Origin of the sequence: Sagittula sp. P11 (assembly GCF_002814095.1) — a bacterium.
Taxonomy (GTDB): domain Bacteria; phylum Pseudomonadota; class Alphaproteobacteria; order Rhodobacterales; family Rhodobacteraceae; genus Sagittula.
The window spans coordinates 57,119-78,216 of record NZ_CP021915.1 but is presented as its reverse complement, the minus strand read 5'-3'; the positions used below and the strand labels follow the sequence as shown (position 1 = coordinate 78,216).

25 protein-coding genes are annotated in these 21,098 nt (G+C 62.7%); 20 read left to right on the top strand and 5 right to left on the bottom strand.

Annotated elements, in window-relative coordinates:
• The first annotated feature begins 111 nt into the window (after window positions 1–111).
• The 3 genes from CDO87_RS24045 to CDO87_RS24040 all read left to right on the top strand — a co-directional run bounded on the left by CDO87_RS24045 (window position 112) and on the right by CDO87_RS24040 (window position 2,241).
• The gene (locus CDO87_RS24045) at window positions 112–930 is read left to right on the top strand and encodes an MBL fold metallo-hydrolase (protein WP_028093934.1); all 819 of its coding nucleotides are present in this window, start codon (window positions 112–114) and stop codon (window positions 928–930) included.
• 202 nt (window positions 931–1,132) lie between these two features.
• Window positions 1,133–1,369, top strand: coding sequence for a hypothetical protein (locus tag CDO87_RS26945; protein ID WP_154664377.1), 237 nt, complete (start codon window positions 1,133–1,135; stop codon window positions 1,367–1,369).
• 125 nt (window positions 1,370–1,494) lie between these two features.
• A complete protein-coding gene (locus CDO87_RS24040) occupies window positions 1,495–2,241 on the top strand; it encodes a hypothetical protein (protein WP_189658333.1) in 747 nt (248 codons plus the stop codon).
• Window positions 2,242–2,382: 141 nt separating this feature from the next.
• Here CDO87_RS24040 and CDO87_RS24035 read toward each other — a convergent pair whose 3' ends face one another.
• Both CDO87_RS24035 and CDO87_RS24030 read right to left on the bottom strand, forming a co-directional pair.
• On the bottom strand, window positions 2,383–2,640 hold the full coding sequence (locus tag CDO87_RS24035) for a helix-turn-helix transcriptional regulator (RefSeq protein ID WP_028093936.1): 258 nt from the start codon (window positions 2,638–2,640) through the stop codon (window positions 2,383–2,385).
• 156 nt (window positions 2,641–2,796) lie between these two features.
• On the bottom strand, window positions 2,797–3,117 hold the full coding sequence (locus CDO87_RS24030; protein WP_233152354.1) for a hypothetical protein: 321 nt from the start codon (window positions 3,115–3,117) through the stop codon (window positions 2,797–2,799).
• A 144-nt stretch (window positions 3,118–3,261) separates the two neighbouring features.
• On the opposite strand from CDO87_RS24030, the gene CDO87_RS24025 reads away from it, so the two are divergent.
• The 17 genes from CDO87_RS24025 (at window position 3,262) to CDO87_RS23950 (ending at window position 16,021) form a co-directional block, all read left to right on the top strand.
• Complete coding sequence (locus tag CDO87_RS24025; RefSeq protein ID WP_028093938.1) at window positions 3,262–3,618, top strand: hypothetical protein; 357 nt, start codon at window positions 3,262–3,264, stop codon at window positions 3,616–3,618.
• A 43-nt stretch (window positions 3,619–3,661) separates the two neighbouring features.
• Window positions 3,662–4,282 carry a lytic transglycosylase domain-containing protein gene (locus tag CDO87_RS24020; protein ID WP_088652953.1) on the top strand — a complete coding sequence of 207 codons (621 nt, stop codon included), beginning with the start codon at window positions 3,662–3,664 and terminating at the stop codon, window positions 4,280–4,282.
• On the top strand, window positions 4,279–4,569 hold the full coding sequence (locus tag CDO87_RS24015) for a TrbC/VirB2 family protein (RefSeq protein WP_009803468.1): 291 nt from the start codon (window positions 4,279–4,281) through the stop codon (window positions 4,567–4,569). Before CDO87_RS24020 ends, CDO87_RS24015 begins: the two co-directional genes overlap by 4 nt.
• A gap of 12 nt (window positions 4,570–4,581) precedes the next feature.
• Window positions 4,582–4,860 carry a type IV secretion system protein VirB3 gene (locus CDO87_RS24010; RefSeq protein WP_088652952.1) on the top strand — a complete coding sequence of 93 codons (279 nt, stop codon included), beginning with the start codon at window positions 4,582–4,584 and terminating at the stop codon, window positions 4,858–4,860.
• Window positions 4,850–7,225 (top strand): type IV secretion system protein B4, encoded by a 2,376-nt coding sequence (locus CDO87_RS24005; RefSeq protein WP_088652951.1) that lies wholly within the window; start codon window positions 4,850–4,852, stop codon window positions 7,223–7,225. The genes CDO87_RS24010 and CDO87_RS24005 overlap by 11 nt, the downstream gene beginning before the upstream one ends.
• Window positions 7,222–7,389 (top strand): hypothetical protein, encoded by a 168-nt coding sequence (locus tag CDO87_RS27115; RefSeq protein ID WP_169730257.1) that lies wholly within the window; start codon window positions 7,222–7,224, stop codon window positions 7,387–7,389. The genes CDO87_RS24005 and CDO87_RS27115 overlap by 4 nt, the downstream gene beginning before the upstream one ends.
• A 10-nt stretch (window positions 7,390–7,399) precedes the next feature.
• On the top strand, window positions 7,400–8,533 hold the full coding sequence (locus CDO87_RS24000) for a lytic transglycosylase domain-containing protein (protein ID WP_394444260.1): 1,134 nt from the start codon (window positions 7,400–7,402) through the stop codon (window positions 8,531–8,533).
• Complete coding sequence (locus CDO87_RS23995) at window positions 8,533–9,360, top strand: type IV secretion system protein (RefSeq protein ID WP_223228094.1); 828 nt, start codon at window positions 8,533–8,535, stop codon at window positions 9,358–9,360. The genes CDO87_RS24000 and CDO87_RS23995 overlap by 1 nt, the downstream gene beginning before the upstream one ends.
• Before the next feature lie 10 nt (window positions 9,361–9,370).
• Entirely contained in the window at window positions 9,371–10,027 is a 657-nt protein-coding gene (locus tag CDO87_RS23990) for a virB8 family protein (RefSeq protein ID WP_088626511.1), read from the top strand.
• Between the two features lie 123 nt (window positions 10,028–10,150).
• The gene (locus tag CDO87_RS23985) at window positions 10,151–10,819 is read left to right on the top strand and encodes a TrbG/VirB9 family P-type conjugative transfer protein (protein WP_036051669.1); all 669 of its coding nucleotides are present in this window, start codon (window positions 10,151–10,153) and stop codon (window positions 10,817–10,819) included.
• On the top strand, window positions 10,816–12,198 hold the full coding sequence (locus CDO87_RS23980) for a TrbI/VirB10 family protein (protein ID WP_027264448.1): 1,383 nt from the start codon (window positions 10,816–10,818) through the stop codon (window positions 12,196–12,198). Before CDO87_RS23985 ends, CDO87_RS23980 begins: the two co-directional genes overlap by 4 nt.
• 1 nt (window position 12,199) lies before the next feature.
• The gene (locus tag CDO87_RS23975; protein ID WP_027264449.1) at window positions 12,200–13,189 is read left to right on the top strand and encodes an ATPase, T2SS/T4P/T4SS family; all 990 of its coding nucleotides are present in this window, start codon (window positions 12,200–12,202) and stop codon (window positions 13,187–13,189) included.
• Window positions 13,186–13,377 carry a hypothetical protein gene (locus CDO87_RS23970; protein ID WP_027264450.1) on the top strand — a complete coding sequence of 64 codons (192 nt, stop codon included), beginning with the start codon at window positions 13,186–13,188 and terminating at the stop codon, window positions 13,375–13,377. Before CDO87_RS23975 ends, CDO87_RS23970 begins: the two co-directional genes overlap by 4 nt.
• Entirely contained in the window at window positions 13,374–13,778 is a 405-nt protein-coding gene (locus CDO87_RS23965; protein WP_027264451.1) for a hypothetical protein, read from the top strand. The genes CDO87_RS23970 and CDO87_RS23965 overlap by 4 nt, the downstream gene beginning before the upstream one ends.
• 6 nt (window positions 13,779–13,784) lie before the next feature.
• On the top strand, window positions 13,785–14,864 hold the full coding sequence (locus CDO87_RS23960; protein ID WP_027264452.1) for a type IV secretion system protein: 1,080 nt from the start codon (window positions 13,785–13,787) through the stop codon (window positions 14,862–14,864).
• Window positions 14,865–15,195: 331 nt separating this feature from the next.
• A complete protein-coding gene (locus tag CDO87_RS23955) occupies window positions 15,196–15,465 on the top strand; it encodes a hypothetical protein (protein ID WP_036051617.1) in 270 nt (89 codons plus the stop codon).
• The gene (locus tag CDO87_RS23950) at window positions 15,458–16,021 is read left to right on the top strand and encodes a hypothetical protein (protein ID WP_017467933.1); all 564 of its coding nucleotides are present in this window, start codon (window positions 15,458–15,460) and stop codon (window positions 16,019–16,021) included. The genes CDO87_RS23955 and CDO87_RS23950 overlap by 8 nt, the downstream gene beginning before the upstream one ends.
• A 70-nt stretch (window positions 16,022–16,091) precedes the next feature.
• Here CDO87_RS23950 and CDO87_RS23945 read toward each other — a convergent pair whose 3' ends face one another.
• From CDO87_RS23945 to CDO87_RS23935, 3 genes are read right to left on the bottom strand one after another with little or no spacing between them, the layout of a single operon-like run.
• A complete protein-coding gene (locus tag CDO87_RS23945) occupies window positions 16,092–18,116 on the bottom strand; it encodes a type IV secretory system conjugative DNA transfer family protein (RefSeq protein ID WP_027264453.1) in 2,025 nt (674 codons plus the stop codon).
• Window positions 18,116–20,443: a relaxase/mobilization nuclease domain-containing protein gene (locus CDO87_RS23940; protein ID WP_027264454.1), complete on the bottom strand. Its 2,328-nt coding sequence runs from the start codon at window positions 20,441–20,443 to the stop codon at window positions 18,116–18,118. The genes CDO87_RS23945 and CDO87_RS23940 overlap by 1 nt, the downstream gene beginning before the upstream one ends.
• On the bottom strand, window positions 20,430–21,023 hold the full coding sequence (locus tag CDO87_RS23935) for a helix-turn-helix domain-containing protein (RefSeq protein WP_027264455.1): 594 nt from the start codon (window positions 21,021–21,023) through the stop codon (window positions 20,430–20,432). Before CDO87_RS23935 ends, CDO87_RS23940 begins: the two co-directional genes overlap by 14 nt.
• Window positions 21,024–21,098: the final 75 nt, after the last annotated feature.

Here is a 21,098-nt window from a genome sequence, read left to right as displayed (position 1 = left end):
CACCGGACGCCAGCCTGAGGTTTCCGGCGCCATGCGAGAGCAACGCACAAAACTGTGCGAACCGGATTGTTCGCAATCAATAACTGGTCGCACACAATGAAAAGAAGCAGCATGTTTTTCTCAGAGCCGGAGCCTTGCCGCGCGAAGGGAGTCGAATTGGCCCCTGGAATTCTGAGGATCGTCGCGAACAATCCCGGAAAGATGACCTACCACGGGACAAATAGCTACATCATTGATACGCCTGATGGTCGGTTCATAATCGACCCCGGCCCAGCAGAAGACAGTACACATTTCGAGGCAATCATCGAAAATTTGGGGGCCAAACCATCCGGGATTCTGCTCACACACCACCATTCTGATCATTTTGGAGTCGTCCCAGCCCTGCGAGCACGGACAGACGCACCTGTTTATGCCTCACGGGCATTCCCTGACGATGCATTTCGACCTGACCGGTTTCTGGAGGACGGACAGGTCATTGCCGGTCTTACCGTCCTGCACACACCTGGTCACGCGAGCGACCACCTTTGTTTCGCGAGACCTGACGGAGTGCTCTTCACGGGCGACCACGTTATGAGCTGGAACAGTTCGATCGTCAGCCCCCCTGACGGAAACATGCACGACTACTGCGCGCAGCTACAGCGGCTGATTGAGCGCGACGATAGGATCTACTGTCCGGGGCACGGACCTATACTCCGGGATCCGCAACCTTACGTCAAACGGTTGCTTTCCAACCGCATGCGTCGCGAGGCGGAGATCCTCGCCCACCTCTCAAACACCCCGGGTTCGGTCCAGAATATCGCCGCTTCCGTCTACCAGAAAACCGACCCACATATCGCAATGGCCGCAGAACGAAACGTTGCGGCGCATCTGGAGAAGCTGTTGTCTGAGTCGCGGGTGGTACAAGATGGCGGAGTCTGGAAATTAACATAAGACGCGTTATGCGACTAGCAACAAAACATTGAAATCATTTGAATTTCGCCCTCTACCTCCTCCCTGTGGGCGAACCTCTGGCGGCATCGGCTTTGCCGATGCCGCCTCTTTCACCGGGCTAGGATCGGATACGGCCGGTGCGTAGCGAGACGCTCTTGCAGCCAATCAATCCTTAAGAAAAAATGAAGGTACACAAGAACCAGTGAGTGTTAACAAGGAAGAAGCGGCTCCGGTCGCTCGACTGATCTGTAGTCGCATCAACCGGACGGTTGGCTGGGTTTATCGGTGGAACACGTCCGAGCTGTCGATCCTCTGGATCGGCGCCGCCCGCACCGCAGACCACATCGATCCACCTCTGCGCCCGGACATGCTTGCAGCTGCACAGGCCGTTACTTCGGATGAGGTAACACGCTTCCTGGAAAAGCTGTCGCGCGGGTGAACGATCTCATAATAGTCGCTCCATGTGCGATCGGCGGAATAATAGCGACAGACAAATTGACCCCCAAACAATAGTATATTATTGCAGGGTGCAGATTCGACCGTCAGCCGACTGAGTTCCTCGTCATGCGCAGTTTTCTTCGTCATTTTGCCTTCGCAACGATTGTGAGCACGGCTTCCCTCTTCGGCGCCTCGACCAATGCGTCGGCCCAGACCTACCCGATCGATTGCGCCATCCTACTCTGCCTCTCCGGCGGCTGGCCGGCATCAGAGCCCTGCTCCCGGGCGCGTGCAGAGTTCATCCGCCGGATCACGCCGTGGCCTGTCGAGCCCCCGCTGCAGATCTGGCGTTGCCCCATGGGGGCCTCCTTCAAACCTGAAGACGGTCCCGGTCGCACTCCGCGTGTCTTTGACATCCTCTTCTCCAACGCTGCTCCTCTGCCTCAGAGCCTTGCGGAATCTGACCCCGAGAAAGCTGACACCCTCTTGCCCGTCGTCCTGCGGTCGCAAGGTGTCCACCCCCTACCCCATCCTGACGGGTTCGCATTGCATCTGATCCAGGACCGCGCAGACATCGACATTAGTGGACCGGACTTCAATTTCGTCCGTTCTATCCGTGTCTACGATGTGCGTTACGCACGCCAAAACGAGTCCCGTGACAGCGATTGCAGCCGTTACGAATCCGTCCTTATCGGCACCTATGGAATCCAGGGCGATTTTTCCTGGTCTCGTTCGTCCGTCGCGGCGTTGCCCGAGGCCCATGTCGGCTTGGAACGTTGGGGCGATCATTGTCCCTCCATCTATCACCGCTCGGTCTTCGTCGACTGGCGCGACTACGAGGGCAATTACGGGTTCGAGCAGGTGAATTACTGAGCCGTTTGCCTCTGCGCCAAACCTGTACCAAAGACCGTGCATCGCAGCGCCCCATAACAATTCGTTTTTATCATTGCCCTTCGGTCCCACCGGGGCTTGATCTCGTCATACCGTCCGAGGCGACAAGCCAATCGCCTCGTCCTAAATCCGGTGATCGAGTTCCGTCGCCGCCTCGGCTGCCGCCAATAGCGTAACCGCATCGATCTGCAGAGCACGAGCGAGTACGATCAACTCAACCACGTCGACCCTACGCTCTCCGCTTTCCAGACGGGCGACGAAGGACTGGTGACATCTCAGACGCAAAGCGAGCTCCGCCTGCGTTAAACCAGCCACCTTCCGCGCCGCAATCAAAGCGTCGCGAAGTGCCTCATGTCCCGAACTCCTGATCGTTTTCGCCACGTGTCACAAACCTCTTGTGACAGGGCTAATCTACTTTATAGATTATCTAAAAAGTGAATAATGGGTATTTACTTGATGATAGAGACTCCGAATTGCTCGCCGCCGATACGGACGGTTATCACAAGACGGCGGCCCTTCGAAAAGGTCGCGGCCAATTCACTCGTCCATCAACTCCAGGAAACGCCCGTAGTCCTGGCTCACCTCCCGCGCCTCTTCGAACGCCCGGGCGCGCTCAACTTCAAGGCACCGAAAGTAGCTTTGGATGTCCTGGATGTAGAGTTCAAAGTCGCTGCGGATGAGATCGGCATAGTCCCGCGCGACTTCGGAATCGCTCGGCACGAACGGCCTGGGCGGCGGCAAACAGGACGTGGCGAAGGCTTCGCCCGCAAGGCACGCGACCATAAGTATAGCTTGTGTCATGGCCGACACGCACAACCTGAGGGCGTCTAAACCCCATATTTTCTTGATCAAATGCATGGGAACTGTCTATTCGTTAATTGAGCAAGAATACGCTTGTCGCATCAAAAGTTTATCTTGTGCGTCAATACTATATCATCGTATGACTTGGCTTCAACACCTGAAGCCCGGTCATTCGCCCTATTGGAGAACGTGATCCGGGTGATGGACCTAGAAAAAGAAGCCCCGAATGTGGTCACCGAACCCAGATTCCGCGATCTGGTCGCCAGCGGCTATCGCGTCGAAGTTGTCTGCAAGGAAGACGCCTTCAAGAAAGGCCCCAACTGGCATGGGGTCTGGATCATGCGCGCCGTCAGCGACGACGGAATCGAGAAACTTCTGGTTACGGCCAGGACCCGGACCTCGCGCAACGACATCAAGATCCGCGAAATCAAGACCGTCACCGGGGTCATCTCCTTCCTGCAAGGAATCGGTTTCTCACACGCCGACGTGCCCTTGGAAGAGGGCAAGCGGACGGTTCACAAGCTCTCCAGCGAAGAGATGGCTGCCAGCCGGGCTTAGCCTCCTTTTCTTTTCCTCCCTGGGCTTCCCGGCATCGGCAGACATGGTCCTGGTGATGGCGGGGGACGGCTCTCTTTCGCCGTCACGCCCCCAGGAACGGTTCGCGCGCAACTACAATGACGGGGTCGGCGTTGGCTCGACCTCAGACGGGTTGCGCATCTTGGGCGAAGAAAGCCGCTCCGAGGGACGTGAAGGGGTGCGCATCGCGGCCTTGGCCCCTCGCGCGCTCACACCACGCCCGGATATCCTCGCCGCGATCGAGGAGACCGGACTGCGCTACGCGAGCCACCCTGGGCTCCGTGCAGCCGATATCACAGTCACGGACTGGCTCCACCTCTATCGCGCCAATATAGAGATCGAGAGTGCGTACAATCCGAACGCCGTCTCCCATGTCGGGGCGGTCGGTCTCGGGCAGTTGATGCCTGACACCGCCCGTGCGCTTGGCGTTGATCCCAACAACTGGCGGCAGAACCTCGATGGCTCCGCGCGCTACCTCGCCCTGATGTTGACGGAGTTCGGCGATGCTCGTCTTGCGCTGGCCGCCTACAATGCTGGGCCCGACGCCGTGCGCGAGCATTCCGGCATTCCCCCTTACCGAGAAACCCAAAACCACGTCCAGCGGGTGCTGGCCGTCTTCAACCGGCTGGAAGGAGCGTCCCCATGAAGCCATTGACGAAATCCCTGATCACCCTTGCCGCTCTCCTCATCGTTGCGGCAGAACCGGCCCTGGCCCAGAGCATCGACCTCTCACCGATTCAGAGCTTGCTTCAGGGCATCGTGGACGCGCTGACCGGACCGCTTGGAGTCGTCATCGCCACCCTCGCGGTCCTCGGCGTGTTCCTCAGCTGGTTCTTCAACATCATCGATCTGCGCCAAGCCCTCTGGGTGCTGGTGGGCATCGCGGGTGTTGCGGCCGCGCCGACCATCGTTGCCGCCGTCTTCGGGTCGTGAGAGGAGGCGAACGTGGCCGAACGATCGCCGCTCTTTCTGGGCCTCGTACGCCCGCCGAAGCTCCTCGGCCTGCCGATCATGTATGCCATGGTCTGGCTCTTCGGCTCTGTGCTGCTGTTCGTCTGGGTGCAGCACCTGGTTGTCCTGGGCATCGCGGCGGTGCTCTATCCGGTTCTCTGGAAAGCGGCTGACTGGGATCCGCGTTTCATCGACGTGATGATGACGGCGTTGCAGGAGACGCCGCCGACGCGGAACCGGTCCATCCACGGGGGCGACAGCTATGCGCCATAGTGAAGCCCTGGACGAGACCGTCGATGAACGCACCCTCATGCCAGACTGGTATGCCCGCGAGAAACGCCTCGCGCATATGCTGCCCTATGTCAGCCTGGTCGACGACCATACGGTCCGGACCCGGGTCAACGAACTCTTACAATGCGTTCGGCTGAGCGGGGTCAACAGCTACACGACGGACGATGCCTATCTCGACAAGGTGACGGCGCTCTTCGCCCGGATCATCGCGCAGCTGGGACCCGAGTTCAGCTACTACGTGCACAAGGTCTCGAAGTCGATCACCCCGGACCTGCTCCCGGTCAAGGGGGACGGCTTCGCGGCGGCGGTGGATGATGCCTGGCGCGCAAAGCTGGCCTCGGCAGGTCTCCGGGACAAGACCCTCACACTCACAATCATCCAGCGCCCACCGCCCAGAAGCTTCCTCGGCTTCGTGAACCGTTCCGCACCGGAGCGATTCAAGGAAGAGACCGCGAAACGGCTCAGACGCCTCAAGGAGGCGGTCGGGGTCTTCAACTCCGGCCTGGCGGAACTCAAGCCCCGCATCCTCACGGCGACCTCTGGCGAGTTGGTCGGGTTCCTCGGTGCGCTCAACACCGGCCGCGAACTGCCGCTCTATCCCGCAAACCGCTACGGGTTTCTGGCCTACAACGTTGCCAATACTCGCGTGACGTTTCTGGAAGATCATTTCGAGCTCTCTGACGGCGTGGTCGGCCATCGCTTCGGTAAGAGCTTCACCATCGGCGAATATGCCGAAGGTACCACCTGCACCATGTTCGACATGCTGAACCTGCCGGTCGACATGATCGTCACCCATTCCTTCACACCGATCAATTCGAACCTGATGGCGGGCCGGATCAAACGCCAGAAGCGCCAGATGCAAGCCTCGCAAGACGCCGCTCTGTCGCTCCTAGAGGCACTCGACATCGCGCATGATGATCTTGAGGCCAAACGCCAGAGCTTCGGTGAGCACCACATGGTGGTGACCGTCTTCTGCGACAGCCTCGACGAGTTGCAAACCCTCGGGGCCGAGATCGTGAACGCCGCGGCCGCCGAAGGCGTGAAGATGATCGGCGAGCGGATGGCCGCGAAATCGCATTACTTCAGCCAGCATCCGGGCAACCAGCCGAAGCGGGTGCGCGCCAGCGCCGTTACCAACCGCAACTTCGCGGATTTCGCAGCACTTCATCGCACCCAGCTCGGCAAGGAGAAACACCAGCTGCCCTGGGGCCAGGAGATCACGCTCTTCCCGACGCCGGAACAGAGCGCATATCGTTTCTCTTATCACGAACAGGGCTCGCCAGAGAAAGAACCGACCAGCGGGCATACCCTGATCCTGGGCCGTCCCGGTTCTGGTAAATCGGTCCTCTCGGCCTTTCTGATGACTCAGGCCCGGCGCGTCGGCGCCCGCATCTTCGTTTTTGACTATCGGCTCGGGATGGAGATGGCCGTCCGCGCCAATGGTGGGCGCTACGCCTCGATCAAGGCGGGACAGACGACCGGTCTCAACCCGCTCTGGACCGAAATCGATGAGCGCGGCACCGCCTGGCTCTCGGATTGGCTCGCCTCGCTCCTCTATCGCTCTGACAAGCCCCTGACCCCGGCCCAGACCAACCGCATCCAGGAGGTGGTCCGCCAGAACGCCACAGCCACCAACCCGGCCTTGCGGAACTGGAAGGACTTCGCCTCGCTCTTTGTCTCGACCGACGACAATGGCGACCTGCACCAACGGCTCCTCGAATGGACGGAGGATGGCCGCTACGGCTGGATCTTCGGCCAGAGCCTCGAGGACACCTTCTCCCTTGATGGCGATGTCGTGGGGTTTGACCTGACCGGTATTCTTGACAGCGAGAGCGAAAAGGAACGCATGGCGGTACTCTCCTATCTCTTCCGCCGGATCGAGCGAGAGATCGAGGACCGTCGCCCCACCATCATCGTGATCGACGAGGCATGGAAGGCGCTCGACAACCCATACTTTGCCGAACGGCTCTCGAACTGGCTGGTGACCGCCCGAAAACAGAACACCGTCGCGGTGATGATGACGCAATATGCGAGCCAGCTCGAACGCACGCGGACCGGCAAGACCATCGTCGAGGCGGTGCCAACCCAGATCCTGCTCCCCAACATCCGGGCCCATGCCTCGGACTACGCGATGCTGAACCTCTTCGAGAAAGAGCTCGACGTGCTCCTGAACACCGGCAGCGACAGCCGTCTCGCCCTCATCCGCGACGACAGCGGCTCCGTGGTGGTCGACGCCGACTTCTCCGCCCTCGGCCCCCTCCTCACCATCCTCGGCGGCATGGAGAAGGGCGAGGCCCTCACCGGCCCCGACTACCGCGACAGACCTGATTTCTGGAGGCTCTCATGATCCGACCCCTTATCCTCCTCGCCGCGCTCGGCGTTCTCTCTTCCTGCGCCGAATATCGCGAACCCAAGGCCAACTGTTTCGCCTTCCGCGCCTCGCTCTACCGCGCCGAGCCGGATTGCATCTTCACACCCATCGGAAACGCGGAAGACGGCGTTGAGGTCTAGGGTCGCACATATTCTCCTGGCGGCTCTCCTGTCGGCAGCCGCGCTCGCCCAGGGCGTTCCCACCAACGATTCCGGGCTGACGGCCCGCGATATCGTCGAGACGGGCGACCGGGACGCCGACCTCGCCGTCCAGCGTGAGAAACTCATCGTCGAAGAGTTGCTGACCGAGATCGAACGGGAACAGCTCGCCACGCTGCGCGCCATCCTCGACGCGCAGACGAGCTTCGGTGGCCAGGGGCTGCCGGGCATGGTCGCAGACCTCGAGGGTGGCGGCAGCGATCCGGACCGGTCCGCGGAGGCGGTCTATGGCTCCGGCGATGTCGATCCCAATCCGGGCGGCGCGGGTATGTTCGGGGATGCGGCCGAAAACATCGAGCAGCTGATCATCCGGGTCGCCCAGGAGACCCACGGGCAACCCGGGGTCGGGCGGGCCGGTCTTTCCGTCGTGCAATGGCGCGCCCTCCTGCAGGCGCTCATCTGGCAGGAAAGCCGGTTCTCCATCGGCGCACGCTCGCCTGTGGGCGCCTTCGGCCTCACCCAGATCATGCCGGGCACCGCGAGCGATCTCGGTATCAACCCGGAATACTATGAAAGCCCCTACCTGCAGGTGACAGGCGGCGCGCGCTACCTCGCGGCGCAGCTCGCCACCTTTGACGGCAACATCGTCAACGCGCTCGCGGCCTATAACGCCGGTCCGGGCCGGGTGTTCGAATATGGCGGCGTACCGCCCTTCAAGGAGACCCGGCACTACGTCAGGGTCATCCCCGAACGCTACAATCTCTACCTCGCGCGGATCGGTGGCATCGAGGCGCTCGGCACGATCGACCCTGCGCTTCTCGCCAATGCCCATCTCTCGCTCAGCGGATTCGGGGCCGCCTTTTACGGCAGCAATTCCCCCACCGCCATCCGGCAAGCCGCCTTGCGCGTCCAGGACATCGTCACCCGGATCGGCGGCACCGAGGACCTCCAGGAGAGCATGGCGCTCAATACCTATGCCCGCGCCGAACTAGTCCGGCTGATGGCCGCACGCATTCGCCTGAAAGCCGCACGGACCCGGCCGCTCAGTGCCGCGCAACTGGCCCAGGCCGCGGCCCGCATGGTCGAGAACGAATTCATGGAGTTCACATTGGAGGATCTGGATTGATGCCCCGCAGAATGTTCATTTCAGCACCACTTCGCACGTTGACCCTGGCCAGCGTCTTGGCGCTTTGCTCGCCTTTCGTGACCAATCCCCCCGTCCTGGCCCAGGGCGTGCCGGTCGTGGACACCCAGAACATCGCCCAAAACATCCAGCAGCTCCGGCAGATGATCGAGGACGAGATCCTGCAAAACGAGCAACTCGTGCAGCTCCGCGAACAGCTTGCCACGCTTACGGAGCAGCTCGCCGAGCTACAACGAACGTATGAGGCGCTGACCCGTCTGGCAGAGCTGCCCGAGATCATCCGGACACAGATGGAGGACGAATTGAACGGTCTCCTGGACCAGGAGTTCGGCGATATCATCGCCACCATTGAGGCGATCAAGACGGGGGATTTCTCCGGGCTCACCGGATCCGGTGCCAGCGAGATCGAAACCCAGATGGACCGGGTGCTGGCCGATCTCGGCTTCGACGAGGACACGCTCTCGGAAATGGCGCGCAGCGGCAATCCCGGGGCCGAGCGCGTGGCGACACAGGCCACGACCGGCGCGCTGGTCTCGGCCGCCGCCCAGAACAGCTACGAGGATGCCGGGCAATCGCTCGAACGTGTCGACCGGCTCGTCGGGCTTATCGATGACATGGATGAGCTCAAGGAGAGCGTCGATCTCAACACGCGGGTGACGGCAGAGCTCGCCATCGCGCTCGTCGCCATGTGGCAGCTCGAAGCGATCCAGACCGTAGGAGATGGCACCGGCGGCGTGATCGATGCCGCCACCATCGCCGAAGAACAACGCTTCATGGAGTTCACACTCCCGGAACTGAATGCGGATTGAGGACTGATTGTTGGACGAAGAAACCGCCATCATCGAGGAGGAACTGGTCTACGGCGCGCTGAGACGGGAACGGCTCTGGCAGCGCCTGGGACTTTTCGGCCTCGGCTTTGGCATCCTGGGCTGCCTCAGCGCGGCCGCCGTGTCCATCCTCGATGTCGATCCGCCCCCTGTAGTGGTACCTTACGATCCCGCCACCGGCTTCGCCCTCCCCGAAGCCACCGTCGGGGCCACCACCGTCACCGAGAACCGCGCCATTATCGAGGCGGAGGTCTTCCGCTACGTGACCGACCGCGAGGTTTACAACCAGCTCGACAATGACGTGCGTATCCGCAGCGTGTTGCGCCGTTCGGACCGTGCCGCAGGGGCCTCACTGCGCCAGATCTGGAATTCGGCCAATGCCGACTATCCCCCGACCGTCTATGGACCCAACGCCCGCCTCGACGTGGAGATTCTCAGCATCAACCTGATCGGCAACAACCGGGCCACGGTGCGGCTTCGCAAGCGCCTGACGTCGATTCAGGGGGTTCAGGCGGGCCTCTTCACCGCGACGCTCCTCTTCGAGTTCCGCCCGGAAGAGAGCCGCTCCATCGACCAGGTCTGGACTAACCCGTTTGGCTTCACGGTCGTCGAATACGCGATCCGTTCGGACAGATTGGAGAACCAGTAAGTGCGTTTCACCAAAAAGAATTCAGAGAACGCCTTGCCAGCGTCCCACATACGTCAGAAGCGGCAGGGCAATAACAATGCGAAACACACCGCACACGCCCGGGCGTTCGTCGCGGCCTTTTTGATGGTCTCGCTGTTTACGCCCCACGCGTCAGCCGAGGCGATCCCGCGCGGGGGACCCAACGACCACCGCGTGCGGGTCGCGTCCTACCAGGAAGGCCAGGTCTACAGGCTGAACGTTTCCCTGACCCATGTCACGACCATCGAGTTCGGGACAGGCGAGAGCATCCGCTCAATCATCGCCGGCGACACGGAAGGATTTGAGATCGACGGCGTCCCAGGTGGTCGCGCCTTTGCGATCAAACCTGTCGCCCGCGGCGTCCATACCAACGTGACCGTCTACACCAACAGACGGAGTTACTATTTCAACGTGAACGAGGTCTCGAGCCCAACCTTCTATGTCGTGCAATTCCGCTACCCGCAAGACAATCGCCGCTCGGCCGACGCCATCGCACGCGCCGCGCCAAACACCAATTACGGGGCCAGCGCACGGACGGAGTTCACGCCGACCCGGGTCTGGGACGACGGCACCTTCACCTATTTCGCCTTCCCACGGAACGCACCCGTCCCGGCGATCTTCCGTTACACGAACGGGCGCGAGCGCACGGTGAACACAGGCGCGGTCGAAGACGGTGTGATCCGTGTCTCGGGCGTGGGGCGCCAATGGGTGCTGCGTCTGGGCGAGGACGTGGTGTGTATCGAGGCGACGCCGCCCGCGGAGGCCGCCTCATGAGTGACAACAACCCGGATCTCGAACAGCGTCTTGCTGCGCTCGAACGGGGCAACCCGCGCCACGGACCCGCCCCGAAACACCGCTTACCGCTCCTCGCCCTCCTCCTCGCAGGGCTCATCCTGGCGGGCGGCTTGGTCCTCTTGCTGTTTTCGGGCCCGGGGGAAGAGGTCGCCCTGCCGACGGCCACCCCGGACGAGTTCCAAACCGAGGGTGACGGGTTCGGAGAGATCGAACCCTTCGTGCCGCCGCCCGCCCCGGAACCCGAGATCGTTCTCGTCGAACCAGAACCCAACGCCGAACTTCTGGCGCAGATCGCCGCACTCCAGGCCCAGATCGAGGAACTGCGCGACGCGCCGGACACCGACGCCGGGGCGGACAGCGCGGCAGCGGAGGCGATCGATGCCCTGACCGCACGGATCGCAGCCCTACAGGACGCCTCCGAGAATGCTCAGGAACAATTCCAGACCGAACTCGCCGCACGAGATCGGGAGCTGCAACAGCTGCGTATGGACCTGGACCTCGCGCGGCTGGAGGCCAACAAGCCGGCACCCGCCCCGCTCGGACCCACCGACGAAGAGTTGCGCGCCCGCGAAGATGAGCGGATGCGACGTGAGGAAGAGGCGCGGCGGCTGGCCGAGCTGCAACGCCGGGCCGAGGAGGAGCGTGCCTTCCAGGAACGGCGGATTTCCTCCCCCGTTATCGCCTTCGGCGGAACGGGCGGCGCCAATGCGGGCGAGACAGAACTCACCGAACGCACCTTCGGCGAGGTGACAGACTTCGTGCTGAACGGCGCGTTGCCGAGCGCCATCACACAAGCCGAAGTCATCGCAAATCCCTCGAACACGGTCATTCAGGGCACGATGATCCAGGCCGTGATGGAGACCGCACTCGACAGCTCGCTCCCCGGACAGACCCGTGCCATCATCTCCGAAGACGTCTTCAGCTATGACGGCTCACGGCTCCTGATCCCGCGCGGCTCGCGCCTTATTGGACGCTACCGCTCCGGCATCGAGATAGCCCAGAAGCGCGTCACCATCGCCTGGGACCGGATCATTCTACCAAACAACCAGACCGTCCAGATCAGCTCCTTCGGGGGAGACGCGTTGGGCCGTTCGGGTGTCACCGGTTTTGTTGATACCCGCTTTGACGAGCGGTTCGGCTCCGCCGCGCTGATTTCCATCATTTCGGCCGCCCCGAGTGTGGCCGCCGCCCAGGTCGAGGATGAGACCACCGCAGACGTACTTGAAGATGTGGGCGATGACCTGGCGGACGCCACCGATTCCGTGATCGGCGAATATCTCGCCATCGGGCCCGTCATCTACGTCGACCAAGGCGCACGCGTCACCGTCATGGTCGACCGGGATCTGGAGATTTTCTGAGATGACGCTCTCCTATCTGCAGACCTCACTCGACAAGCTCGCGGACGCCGGTCGCGACGACGTCATCGAGATATGCATCAACCCCGACGGCTCTTGCTGGGGTGAGTTCCAAGGGGATCACTTCATGCGCGCGCTGGACCAGCGCCTGAGCGTCACCGAGCTGCGCGATCTCGGCAACCAGATCGCGTCGTCGGCCAATACGACGATGAGCAAGGACAAGCCCATCGTCTCGGTCTCTATCACCTATCGGGGCCGACCGATCCGTGCCCAGGTCGTGACCCCGCCCGCCGTCCTCGCGGGCATGTCGATCTCGCTGCGATTCTTCTCCAACCTGCCGCTCGACCGGATCGAACTCAGCTTCCTCTACGGCGAAGAACGCAAGCTCGAGGAACTGCGCCAGGAGAAGAACCGCGCGCTGCGCGAGGTCGTCGCCTCCGGTGACATCTACGCGGCCATCCGCTTCTGCGTCGAAAACAAGCTCAACATGATCGTCTCCGGCGGCACCTCGACCGGCAAGACCGTCGCGGCGCGCAAGATCCTCTCCTACGTTCCCGACGAGGAACGTATCGTCACCATCGAAGAGGCGGCGGAACTGCTGCCCGCCCAGCCCAATGCCGTAACGCTCATCGCCAACCGCGACGCGGAGTTCCAGTCCGCCGACGTGCTCCTGACCGCGACGCTGCGCATGCGGCCCGACCGCATCATCCTCGGCGAGGTGCGCGGCAAAGAGGCCATGACCTTCCTCGAGGCGATCAACACCGGCCATGGCGGCTCGATGACAACACTCCACGCCGAGACCCCACAACTCGCCGTCCAGCGGCTGGCCATCGCAGCGCTCAAGACCGAGATCCCAATGACCTACCAGGACATGATCCAATACATCGAGAGCTCGATCGACGTGATTATCCAGGCCGGCCGCGAGGACGGCGAACGCGGCATCACCGAATTCTATCTCCCTGGAACCGAATTGCAGGAAAGGCACAATGCATGAAGCAGTTTGAGTACGACATCCTGTTCTGCAAGGTGAAGAAGCAGAAGGACTATGAAGAGATGCGGCGCGCCCTGAACGAACGGGGCGCCGAAGGCTGGGAGGTGATCTCGGCCGAGGCGGGCGATTACGGCTATACCGCGTTCCTCAAGCGTGAGGTCGCGGACCGGCTGACGGAGACTGCGACATGACACGCGTCACCATTCTCGTCTGCTCATTCCTTCTTTTTTCGGGCAGTATCGCATCGGCCGAGCGCGACCTAGTCCCGACGCTCGACAATCAACCCGATGTCTGCCCCGATCAGCCGCCCGAGCCGGAGTGGATGCGAAACACAGAGGCGCGCGACGCCTACAAGCGGCTCCTGGTCCAGCAAATCTACCGGTTTCAGAGCATGGAACGCATCGTCGACGCGCAGAGCTGCACCTGCGCCACCCGGTATCCGCCTTGGGAGGCAACTGAGGCGGTCTATTTTGATCTCTATTCCTCAACTGACTATTGGAGCGTGGTCGAGGCGACGTCAGACTATCGCCGACGGGCGAACGATCTCCGAAAGCAGGCCATGCCGATCTGCGACGCGGCCGGCAACTGGTAGCGGGTCATGAGCGTCGTCGCGTATTTCGTGGAAACGGCCGAAGGCTATCTGGACTCAGCGGCGGAAACCCAGTTCGGGGCCGTGGCCGCCACGGTCGGAACGATGCTGGTCCTCGGGACGACGCTCGTGGTCATCCTCGTCTGTCTCAACATGATCTACCAATACCGTTCCATGGACGGCCGGACCGCCTTCTGGCTCGCCGTGAAGATCGGCCTGATTGGCATATTCGCGACCAACTGGGTCCAGTTCAACGCACTCGCATCCGCGATCCTGAACGGGATAGACAGCATCGCCGGATCGCTGGTCGCGTCGGTCGGCGGCGGGATGCCAGGTCCGTCTGGAACCTTCGCCGAGGAGTTCGATCAGCTCATCGCGGCGCTTGGGGATTACCTGAACGCAGCAGGCTCCGAGTTGAACTGGATGGCCGGCGCGCTTCTCGACACGCTCGGCGTTCTCCTGCTCTCGATCCTCGGAGGGCTGGCGGCCTTCATTGTCGTCGCCTCCAGGCTCATGATCACGCTGTTGATCGGGATCGCGCCGGTGATGATCTTCCTGACCCTCTTCGAGGTGACCAAGGACTATTTCGCGCGATGGCTCTCGGCGCTGATTTCCTTCGCGATCTACCCCATCGTCATCGCCGGCGTTTTCGCGACCATCACCGGGGTCTCGCGCGCATTGCTCGCCGAACTTGGTGATCCGGAGGGGGCTTCGAACATCGGCGCCCTCCTGCCCTTCTTCATGATGGTCCTCATGGCCAAGGGGTTCATCATCGCCACGCCCTTCATCGTCCGGTCGGTCTCCGGAAACATCATGATGCCGGCGCTTTCGGCGGGCTTTGGCGGAAGCTACGCCTTCGCCCGAGGCTTGGCAGGAAGTCAGCAAGTCTATAACCGATACGCCATCGGAGGCGCGACAGGCGCCGAATATGCCGCGCTTCGGGCCAGGCAGTTTCTCGGCGTACAGGCGCTCCCGACCCGCCCTAATGCCGCGGGTGGTGCGCCGGCTGCACCTTCAGGCGACTCATCTAGCACCGGTGCCCGCATGCTTGCGCAACTGGCACGGCTGAACAGGCTGGGCCGACGGTAGAGTTGACCGGAGGTGGCACGACTAGCCGGAACAGGCTGTTCGCAGGTCAAACCTTTGCTGCCTGCTGGGATCATGACAGACAGCATGAATGGTTTTGCGTTGGTGGCATCGTGCCGCGTCTGGGGACGGCACACTGCTACAGGATCAGACGCAACGGCATCCGCGCCGGTGTTTCTGTCTGGGACGTCCGTCCTGTATCCCGTTCTCACATCAAAGCATTTGACGGCAAGCTTCCTATGGGAAATTGCCGGTAGCGGACAGTAAATTGCAGCGACGTTTTGCTGAGCTATTAACTTGTCACTTGACAATTTAAGAAAGTGGGGTATCTAGGGTGCCAAGGAAGAAGCACACGTCAAAGGAAATCGAGGCCGTCATCCAGGAGCTCGAAGAGCTGGGATGGGACCTTATTGAGGGCAAGGGGCACGCGTGGGGGATCCTCCGATGCCCGGCCAACGATAAGGATTGCCGCTGTGGCGAGTTTTGTCAGATGTCTGTCTGGTCGACCCCGAAGAATCCACAGCAGTTCGCGAAAAAGATCCGACAGAAGGCCCTGGCCTGCGTGAAGCTTCAGAAGAACGACGAAGGTAATGCCAATGGCTGAAGAATTCGAATTCGAACTGGTCTTTGCACTCCCCGACGGAGAGCACGATGCGTTTTCGCTCTCTGACGCGATCTTCGAGGCGGGTTTTGAAGATGCGCTCGTGGGCACCGGTCACGCCGGTCTTCTGGGTGTAGAACTGGAACTTGAAGGGGATGAGGCCGAGAGCGCGATCCTTGAAGCGGCGCGGGCTCTGATCAAGGCGCTGCCGCAAGGCACAGTCCTGCGCGAGGTCCGTCCCGACCTGGTGTCTCTCGCGGATGTCGCCGAGAAGCTCGAGATAAAGCGACAGGCGCTCCAGCAGCGCAAGATGCCCCTCCCCGTTGCGGGTGGCCTCTACCGCATCGATGAAATGATCGAGGTTCTGATGGAGGCCGCAAACCCGGCAAAGGGGCAGCGTCGTCCGCGCTTTAACCTGGCTTCCGCCGCGAAGTGGTTTCGTGCGGGCCCCGCGGCCCGCAGGGTGAACGCCCAGTTGACGATGCGTGAGATCGACCCTGCGACGATTGAGCGAGCCCCTCGACCAGAGCGCGACGACCCTGGCTTTCTTCACCCGTGACAATGGTCGGCTCAAGGCCGTGGCCACAAGACACCATCGCGACATTCTTTCGTGTCGCCCGCATGGCGGCTCAGCCAAGCCCGAATTTCTCGCCCGTCTCGCTGACGTTTGCTTCCGAACCGGACATCTCCGCCTCCAACCGCTCGAGATCACTCACGGCGTCCTGAACTCGGGCGACGTCGTTTTCGGACGCAGCCTCCACCTCCAGATCTGCCTGCCGCCCGAACTCCATCTCCATCTGCCGCTGATCATCCGCAAGAACAGCGGCGCGGCCGCGCCGAGGCGCTTGAGCCGGACCGGACTCAAGGGGTGCAATCCCTCCGCCTTCTGTTAGCCCCATCCTGGCCTCGAAATCACGTTCCGTGAGACCTGACCCCCGCGGCGCCGTGGGCATCGCCCTGACGCTCAGGGGCAATTCCCCCATCGGAGGGACCGGCCCCGTCGGGAAGGGTAGCTCCCCCTCCTGGGCGGCATGGATGCCCTTGAAGAATGGGTCCTCGAAATACACCACGCGCTTGGCCCGGACCGGCATCTGGGCGTCCACGACGACGACGATCTCGTCGAGCGGCAGGCGCCGCGCCTCATCCTCGGGCAGGAGCGACACCTCCTCCGTCCGCTCCGATTGGCTGCGGCCCTCGAACGGGTTCTTCCCGACCGCGCGGGACCGCGTGACGACGGTTTTCGTGGTCTTGCCGACCGCCTTGCTCAGCTCCTCGACGGTCTTCTCGTCGGAGGGCGTCAGGTAGAGCTTGATCCCGGCGTTGCCCTGCAAGGCGCGCCGCGTGTTCTCGCCGTAGATCTCGTCGATGGCCGGGATGGTCTGGGTCACCACCGCGAGATGCCCGCGATAGGCGCGCAGCACCTCGATGCTCTCGGCCACGATCGGCATCTTTCCGAGCCGGTTGAACTCGTCGAGCATGATCATAACCGGCCAGGGCTCGTCCGGACCCGGTTCCTTGTCCTGAAGCGCCGACAGCAGGTCCGAGAAGAAGAGCCGGATCAGAGGTGCGAGGGGTTTCACCATGAGGGGCTGGACGACGAGGTAGACGCTGAAGGGTTTCTTGCGGATCGTCCGGAAGTCGAAGTCCGAGGTCGCCGTCGCATCGTCGATCGCCGGGTTCTGCCATTGATCGAGGCCCGAGGTCATCAGGAGCGAGACATAGGATGTCAGCGTATCGTTGTTGGTGGACGCCAGCCGTGTGAAGATCAGCCGCGCCGCGGCGTTTTGGACCTCATGGGCGCGCGCGAGATATTCCTTCTGCTTCTGCCCGCCCGAGGCGGCGATGCGGTATATCTCGCCGAGCGTCGGCCTGCGGCGTTGGAACGCGAGTAGCCCGGCCGCGACGAAGAGATCGATCCCCCCTTTGAGAAGCCCCTGAACACGGTCGTTGTCGTTCTGCAGGAAGAGTGTGGCCAGGAGCTGCAACTCCATCTGCTGGCGGGCCGGGTCTTTGAGCTCATAGATGCGCAGAAGTGGGTTGTAGCGATGCGTCCGCCTGTCCTCCCAATCCGTGGGCGCGAAGCGGAACACTTCGTCACCCTGCGCCGCCCGGTGGCGGGCCGAGGCCTCGAAGCATTCTCCCTTTACGTCGAGCACCACCGCTGAGCCCTGCCAGGTCAGGAGGTTCGGAATGACGAAGCCGGTGGTCTTGCCGCGCCCGGTCGGCGCTACGATCAACGCATGGGGAAAGGTCTTGGAACACAGGAACGGCGCACGCGAGCTTGGCTTTCCAAGCTTGCCGATCACAAAGCCCGTGCCCGGCGCGCCGAAGAAGCCGTTCCGCTTCATCTCGCGGCGGGTCTGCCAATGGGTATAGCCGAACCGGGTGAGCGCCGAGCCCGACATCGCAAGGCTCATCATGAGGCCCGCCACCCCGGCCCCGCCCATGATCAGGTTGATCAGGCGGAAGTCGTCGGGACGGGCGGCCCCGATGGCGCGGTAGTTCTGCACGATATAGAAGAAGTCGATCTCGGCCCGGAAACCCAGGTCCCGGAAACTGATCACGGCCGAGGCGATGACATAGCCGATCGCGATAGCGACCAGTGTGACCAGCGCGACGCCGAGGGCGAGGCGGCCCTTCCCTACCCCTCCCATCAGTGCGTCTCCCCGCGCTCGGTCTCGCCATCGACAAGATCGGCGCGGTGGAGCTCGAACTCGCGGTCGGCGATCTCCTCGACCACGGCGCGGGTCGCCTCGCTGTTGGCGGTGGCCGCGTCCGACTGCAGGTAGGTCTTCGCGGCGTAGAGCCGATCGAGACGGTCTTCGATCTGGGTCTTCAGCACGTCGACATCCCCGTCCCGCAGCCGGTCGATCTGCGCCGCGTCGAGCTCGCGCTCGACGGCGTCGCGGTAGGTCAGTCGCTGACCGTCGTCCTGGAACGGCGACTGCAGATTGCCGGCCCGTTCATGGTCGACGACCCGCCGGATGTCCGGATCGGCGATCGGTGCCCCCTCGACAGCGTCCCCCTCGCGCGCGTCCGAAAGCCGCCCGTCGCGCAGGTCGAGCGCCACCTCCCGCAACTCGTTGTCGCGGCGGACCTGGTTGAGGGCCTCGGTGTCGCGCAGATCGGTGACGGAAGCATAGGTCGCGCCAAGCCCGCGGGCGAGATGCGACGGCATATCGGGATAGCGCGCGCGGAACTCGTCCGTGACGGCATCCGCAACGGGGGTCCGCGCGTCGCGACCTTCCATGATCCGGTCGACTTCGCGGGTGATCTCGCGGGCCCGGGCCTCGTCGGTGATGCGCTCCCGGTAGGGCTCGGACCGGTCGATCACGTCGCCCGGGCGCGCGAGCAGTTCGGGATGCGCATCGAGGTAGCTGCGTTGCTCTTCTTCGATACGCCGCTCCGCGCGGGAGACGATCTCCCACTCCCGCGCCTCGATCTGGTCTTCGGTCAGACCTTCCGAACGCATGTCCTGGCGGATGGCGCGCTCCATGTCCTCAGTGGCGTCCCGATGATAATGGACCCTCTCCGTCACGGTGCGATCTTCCACGACACCGTCCTCACGCAAGACCCCTGCCCGCTCCAGCGCGACGCCGAGCTGGACATGGGCCCGGTTGAGGGTCTCGCGCGCCGTCTCCAGATCCGCGCGGCGCTCGAGGTTGAGACCGTCCCTCTCGGCCACCCGCGCCAGATCGTCAGCGATCCATTGCCGCTCGAGCGCGGCGTTCTGCGCGCCGGTTTCCATCCGGGCGACCACCACGGACGAACTGATCCCGGTCCCGCGCAGCGCGGTGTCGACCTGCGCCCGCACCTCGGGGTCTCGCAACCGGTCGAGCCGGGCCGCATCGATATTGGTCTCGGAATAGACCCCGCCCTCCGAGGGCTTTTCGGTCAATGTCACGGATCTGAGCCCTAGCGGCTGCATATGCGCGAGCCGCGACTGGATCTCGTTGAGGCTGCGCTCGAGCCGCGGCCGTTCGGCCTCCGGCTTCGCATCGATCATGCCCTGGACGCGCGCGACCTGATCGGCATAACGGGTCCTCAGATCCTCGAACGATTGCTCCTCTGCCATGTAGACGCCTCCTTCCAAAGTCAGCTTGCCGCCCTTGGCCAGAAGCTCTCCCGAGCGGAACAGGGCATCGGCGATGTCCTCGCGGTTGTCCGCAGAGGCCTCAGCGGCAAGCGAGTGATAGATGATCCGGGTGTTTGCGATCTCTTCGAGGGCGCGATCAAGATCGGCCCCGACCCGTGGCCGTGGCTCCGCGGCCCGCCCCTCAACCTTGGCCGCATAGACCTCGCGGGTGCGCGGCGGGTAGTGCACGACACCCCGATCGAGCCGCCGCGTGGCCTCCAGACGCACGCCGAACCGCTCGGCCTCTTCCACCATGGCGAGGCGGAAATCGTCGTAGTTGAACCGGTGATCGCGACCCAGGAAGAAGAACTCACCCTCCTGCGACCGGCGATTCAAAACTATATGTGCGTGGGGGTGATCGCGATCCTCATGCACCGCGATGATGTAGTCGAAATGTCCCTCTTCGGACTGAAAGAACCGCTCGGCGACATTGGCGGTGATGTCGCGCACGTCCTCGCCCCGGGTGCCGATCGGATAGGACATCAGCATATGCGTCGTCTGTCCGAGCTTGGGCTTGAACCCCGCACTCCAGCGCTTGGCGAACCGCTCCGTCAGGTCCTTGATCTCCGATCCCTCAAGCCTCGTCTTCCCATCCAGGAACCCGCTGCTGTCCACGATATGCGAGGACTTGGTGGTGAGGTAATCAAGCTGGTTCATGAGCTGGGATTTGGAATGCGTGCCCCCGCCCCGGATCGCCTTGAAGACCGCCGCACGATGCCCCGCAGCGGCGCGCACGAGCTGCCTCTGCCGGGACGCCTGCAGCCCTTGCATCGAGCCCCGTATCCGGCTCCAGCCATCCCGGAAGATCTCTCCGGTGACGTCATGGACGGCATCATTCAGCCGCATGGGCGAACTCCCTCAGAGCGGCAGTGGCGGAGAGCCGCATCCCATCCCGACGACGGCGCAAAAGCAGGTCGATCTCGTCAGCGGAATCGAGGATGAACCGCGCCAGCGCACGCATCTGCACGAGGCGCAGTTCGGACAACTCTGCGTTCGGCGCGGAGCCTTCCCCCTGCCCCTCCCGGCTGGCTTTCATCATCTGCTTGGCGACCTGCACGACGCCGTTGCCGACCTCGTGCAAGGAGGCCCGGTAGCGCGCCATCTCAGCCGCCAGATTCGCGTCCGGAACGAACGTTCCCCCCGCCGCCTGGATCAGCCGCCGGACCCCCTCCGTGCGGGTCTCGATCCCCGCCGCGGACAGCACCTCATCCAGCGCAGCAAGCTCTTCTGGTGTCAGCTTCACCGTCACCGCGGCCGTCGCCACGGCCGCATCCTTCTGGCGTTCTTCGTCCGCCTTCAACGTGTACTGGATGGCCCGCGGCGTGACCCCGAACCGCTCCGCGAGCGCGGAAGTCCCCACACCTGCTGCGGCCTCACGGATAATCTCCGCCCGCTCCGTCTGTGTCAGTCTCTTGGTCCGGCTCATACGAAGAAAGCCCCCCTATTTCCTGCCACCTTCATTCAAGGTCGCCTTCATCATACGAAACTATATTTACCGGTC

What these genes read in the sequence shown, in the direction of transcription:
- CDO87_RS24045 (WP_028093934.1), top strand. Translation starts at nt 112, where the DNA reads ATGTTTTTCTCAGAGCCGGAGCCTTGCCGCGCGAAGGGAGTCGAATTG.
- CDO87_RS24040 (WP_189658333.1), top strand. Translation starts at nt 1,495, where the DNA reads ATGCGCAGTTTTCTTCGTCATTTTGCCTTCGCAACGATTGTGAGCACG.
- CDO87_RS24030 (WP_233152354.1), bottom strand. Translation starts at nt 3,117, where the DNA reads ATGCATTTGATCAAGAAAATATGGGGTTTAGACGCCCTCAGGTTGTGC.
- CDO87_RS24025 (WP_028093938.1), top strand. Translation starts at nt 3,262, where the DNA reads ATGGACCTAGAAAAAGAAGCCCCGAATGTGGTCACCGAACCCAGATTC.
- CDO87_RS24020 (WP_088652953.1), top strand. Translation starts at nt 3,662, where the DNA reads ATGGTCCTGGTGATGGCGGGGGACGGCTCTCTTTCGCCGTCACGCCCC.
- CDO87_RS24015 (WP_009803468.1), top strand. Translation starts at nt 4,279, where the DNA reads ATGAAGCCATTGACGAAATCCCTGATCACCCTTGCCGCTCTCCTCATC.
- CDO87_RS24005 (WP_088652951.1), top strand. Translation starts at nt 4,850, where the DNA reads ATGCGCCATAGTGAAGCCCTGGACGAGACCGTCGATGAACGCACCCTC.
- CDO87_RS27115 (WP_169730257.1), top strand. Translation starts at nt 7,222, where the DNA reads ATGATCCGACCCCTTATCCTCCTCGCCGCGCTCGGCGTTCTCTCTTCC.
- CDO87_RS23995 (WP_223228094.1), top strand. Translation starts at nt 8,533, where the DNA reads ATGCCCCGCAGAATGTTCATTTCAGCACCACTTCGCACGTTGACCCTG.
- CDO87_RS23985 (WP_036051669.1), top strand. Translation starts at nt 10,151, where the DNA reads ATGGTCTCGCTGTTTACGCCCCACGCGTCAGCCGAGGCGATCCCGCGC.
- CDO87_RS23980 (WP_027264448.1), top strand. Translation starts at nt 10,816, where the DNA reads ATGAGTGACAACAACCCGGATCTCGAACAGCGTCTTGCTGCGCTCGAA.
- CDO87_RS23975 (WP_027264449.1), top strand. Translation starts at nt 12,200, where the DNA reads ATGACGCTCTCCTATCTGCAGACCTCACTCGACAAGCTCGCGGACGCC.
- CDO87_RS23970 (WP_027264450.1), top strand. Translation starts at nt 13,186, where the DNA reads ATGAAGCAGTTTGAGTACGACATCCTGTTCTGCAAGGTGAAGAAGCAG.
- CDO87_RS23965 (WP_027264451.1), top strand. Translation starts at nt 13,374, where the DNA reads ATGACACGCGTCACCATTCTCGTCTGCTCATTCCTTCTTTTTTCGGGC.
- CDO87_RS23960 (WP_027264452.1), top strand. Translation starts at nt 13,785, where the DNA reads ATGAGCGTCGTCGCGTATTTCGTGGAAACGGCCGAAGGCTATCTGGAC.
- CDO87_RS23950 (WP_017467933.1), top strand. Translation starts at nt 15,458, where the DNA reads ATGGCTGAAGAATTCGAATTCGAACTGGTCTTTGCACTCCCCGACGGA.
- CDO87_RS23945 (WP_027264453.1), bottom strand. Translation starts at nt 18,116, where the DNA reads ATGGGAGGGGTAGGGAAGGGCCGCCTCGCCCTCGGCGTCGCGCTGGTC.
- CDO87_RS23940 (WP_027264454.1), bottom strand. Translation starts at nt 20,443, where the DNA reads ATGCGGCTGAATGATGCCGTCCATGACGTCACCGGAGAGATCTTCCGG.
- CDO87_RS23935 (WP_027264455.1), bottom strand. Translation starts at nt 21,023, where the DNA reads ATGAGCCGGACCAAGAGACTGACACAGACGGAGCGGGCGGAGATTATC.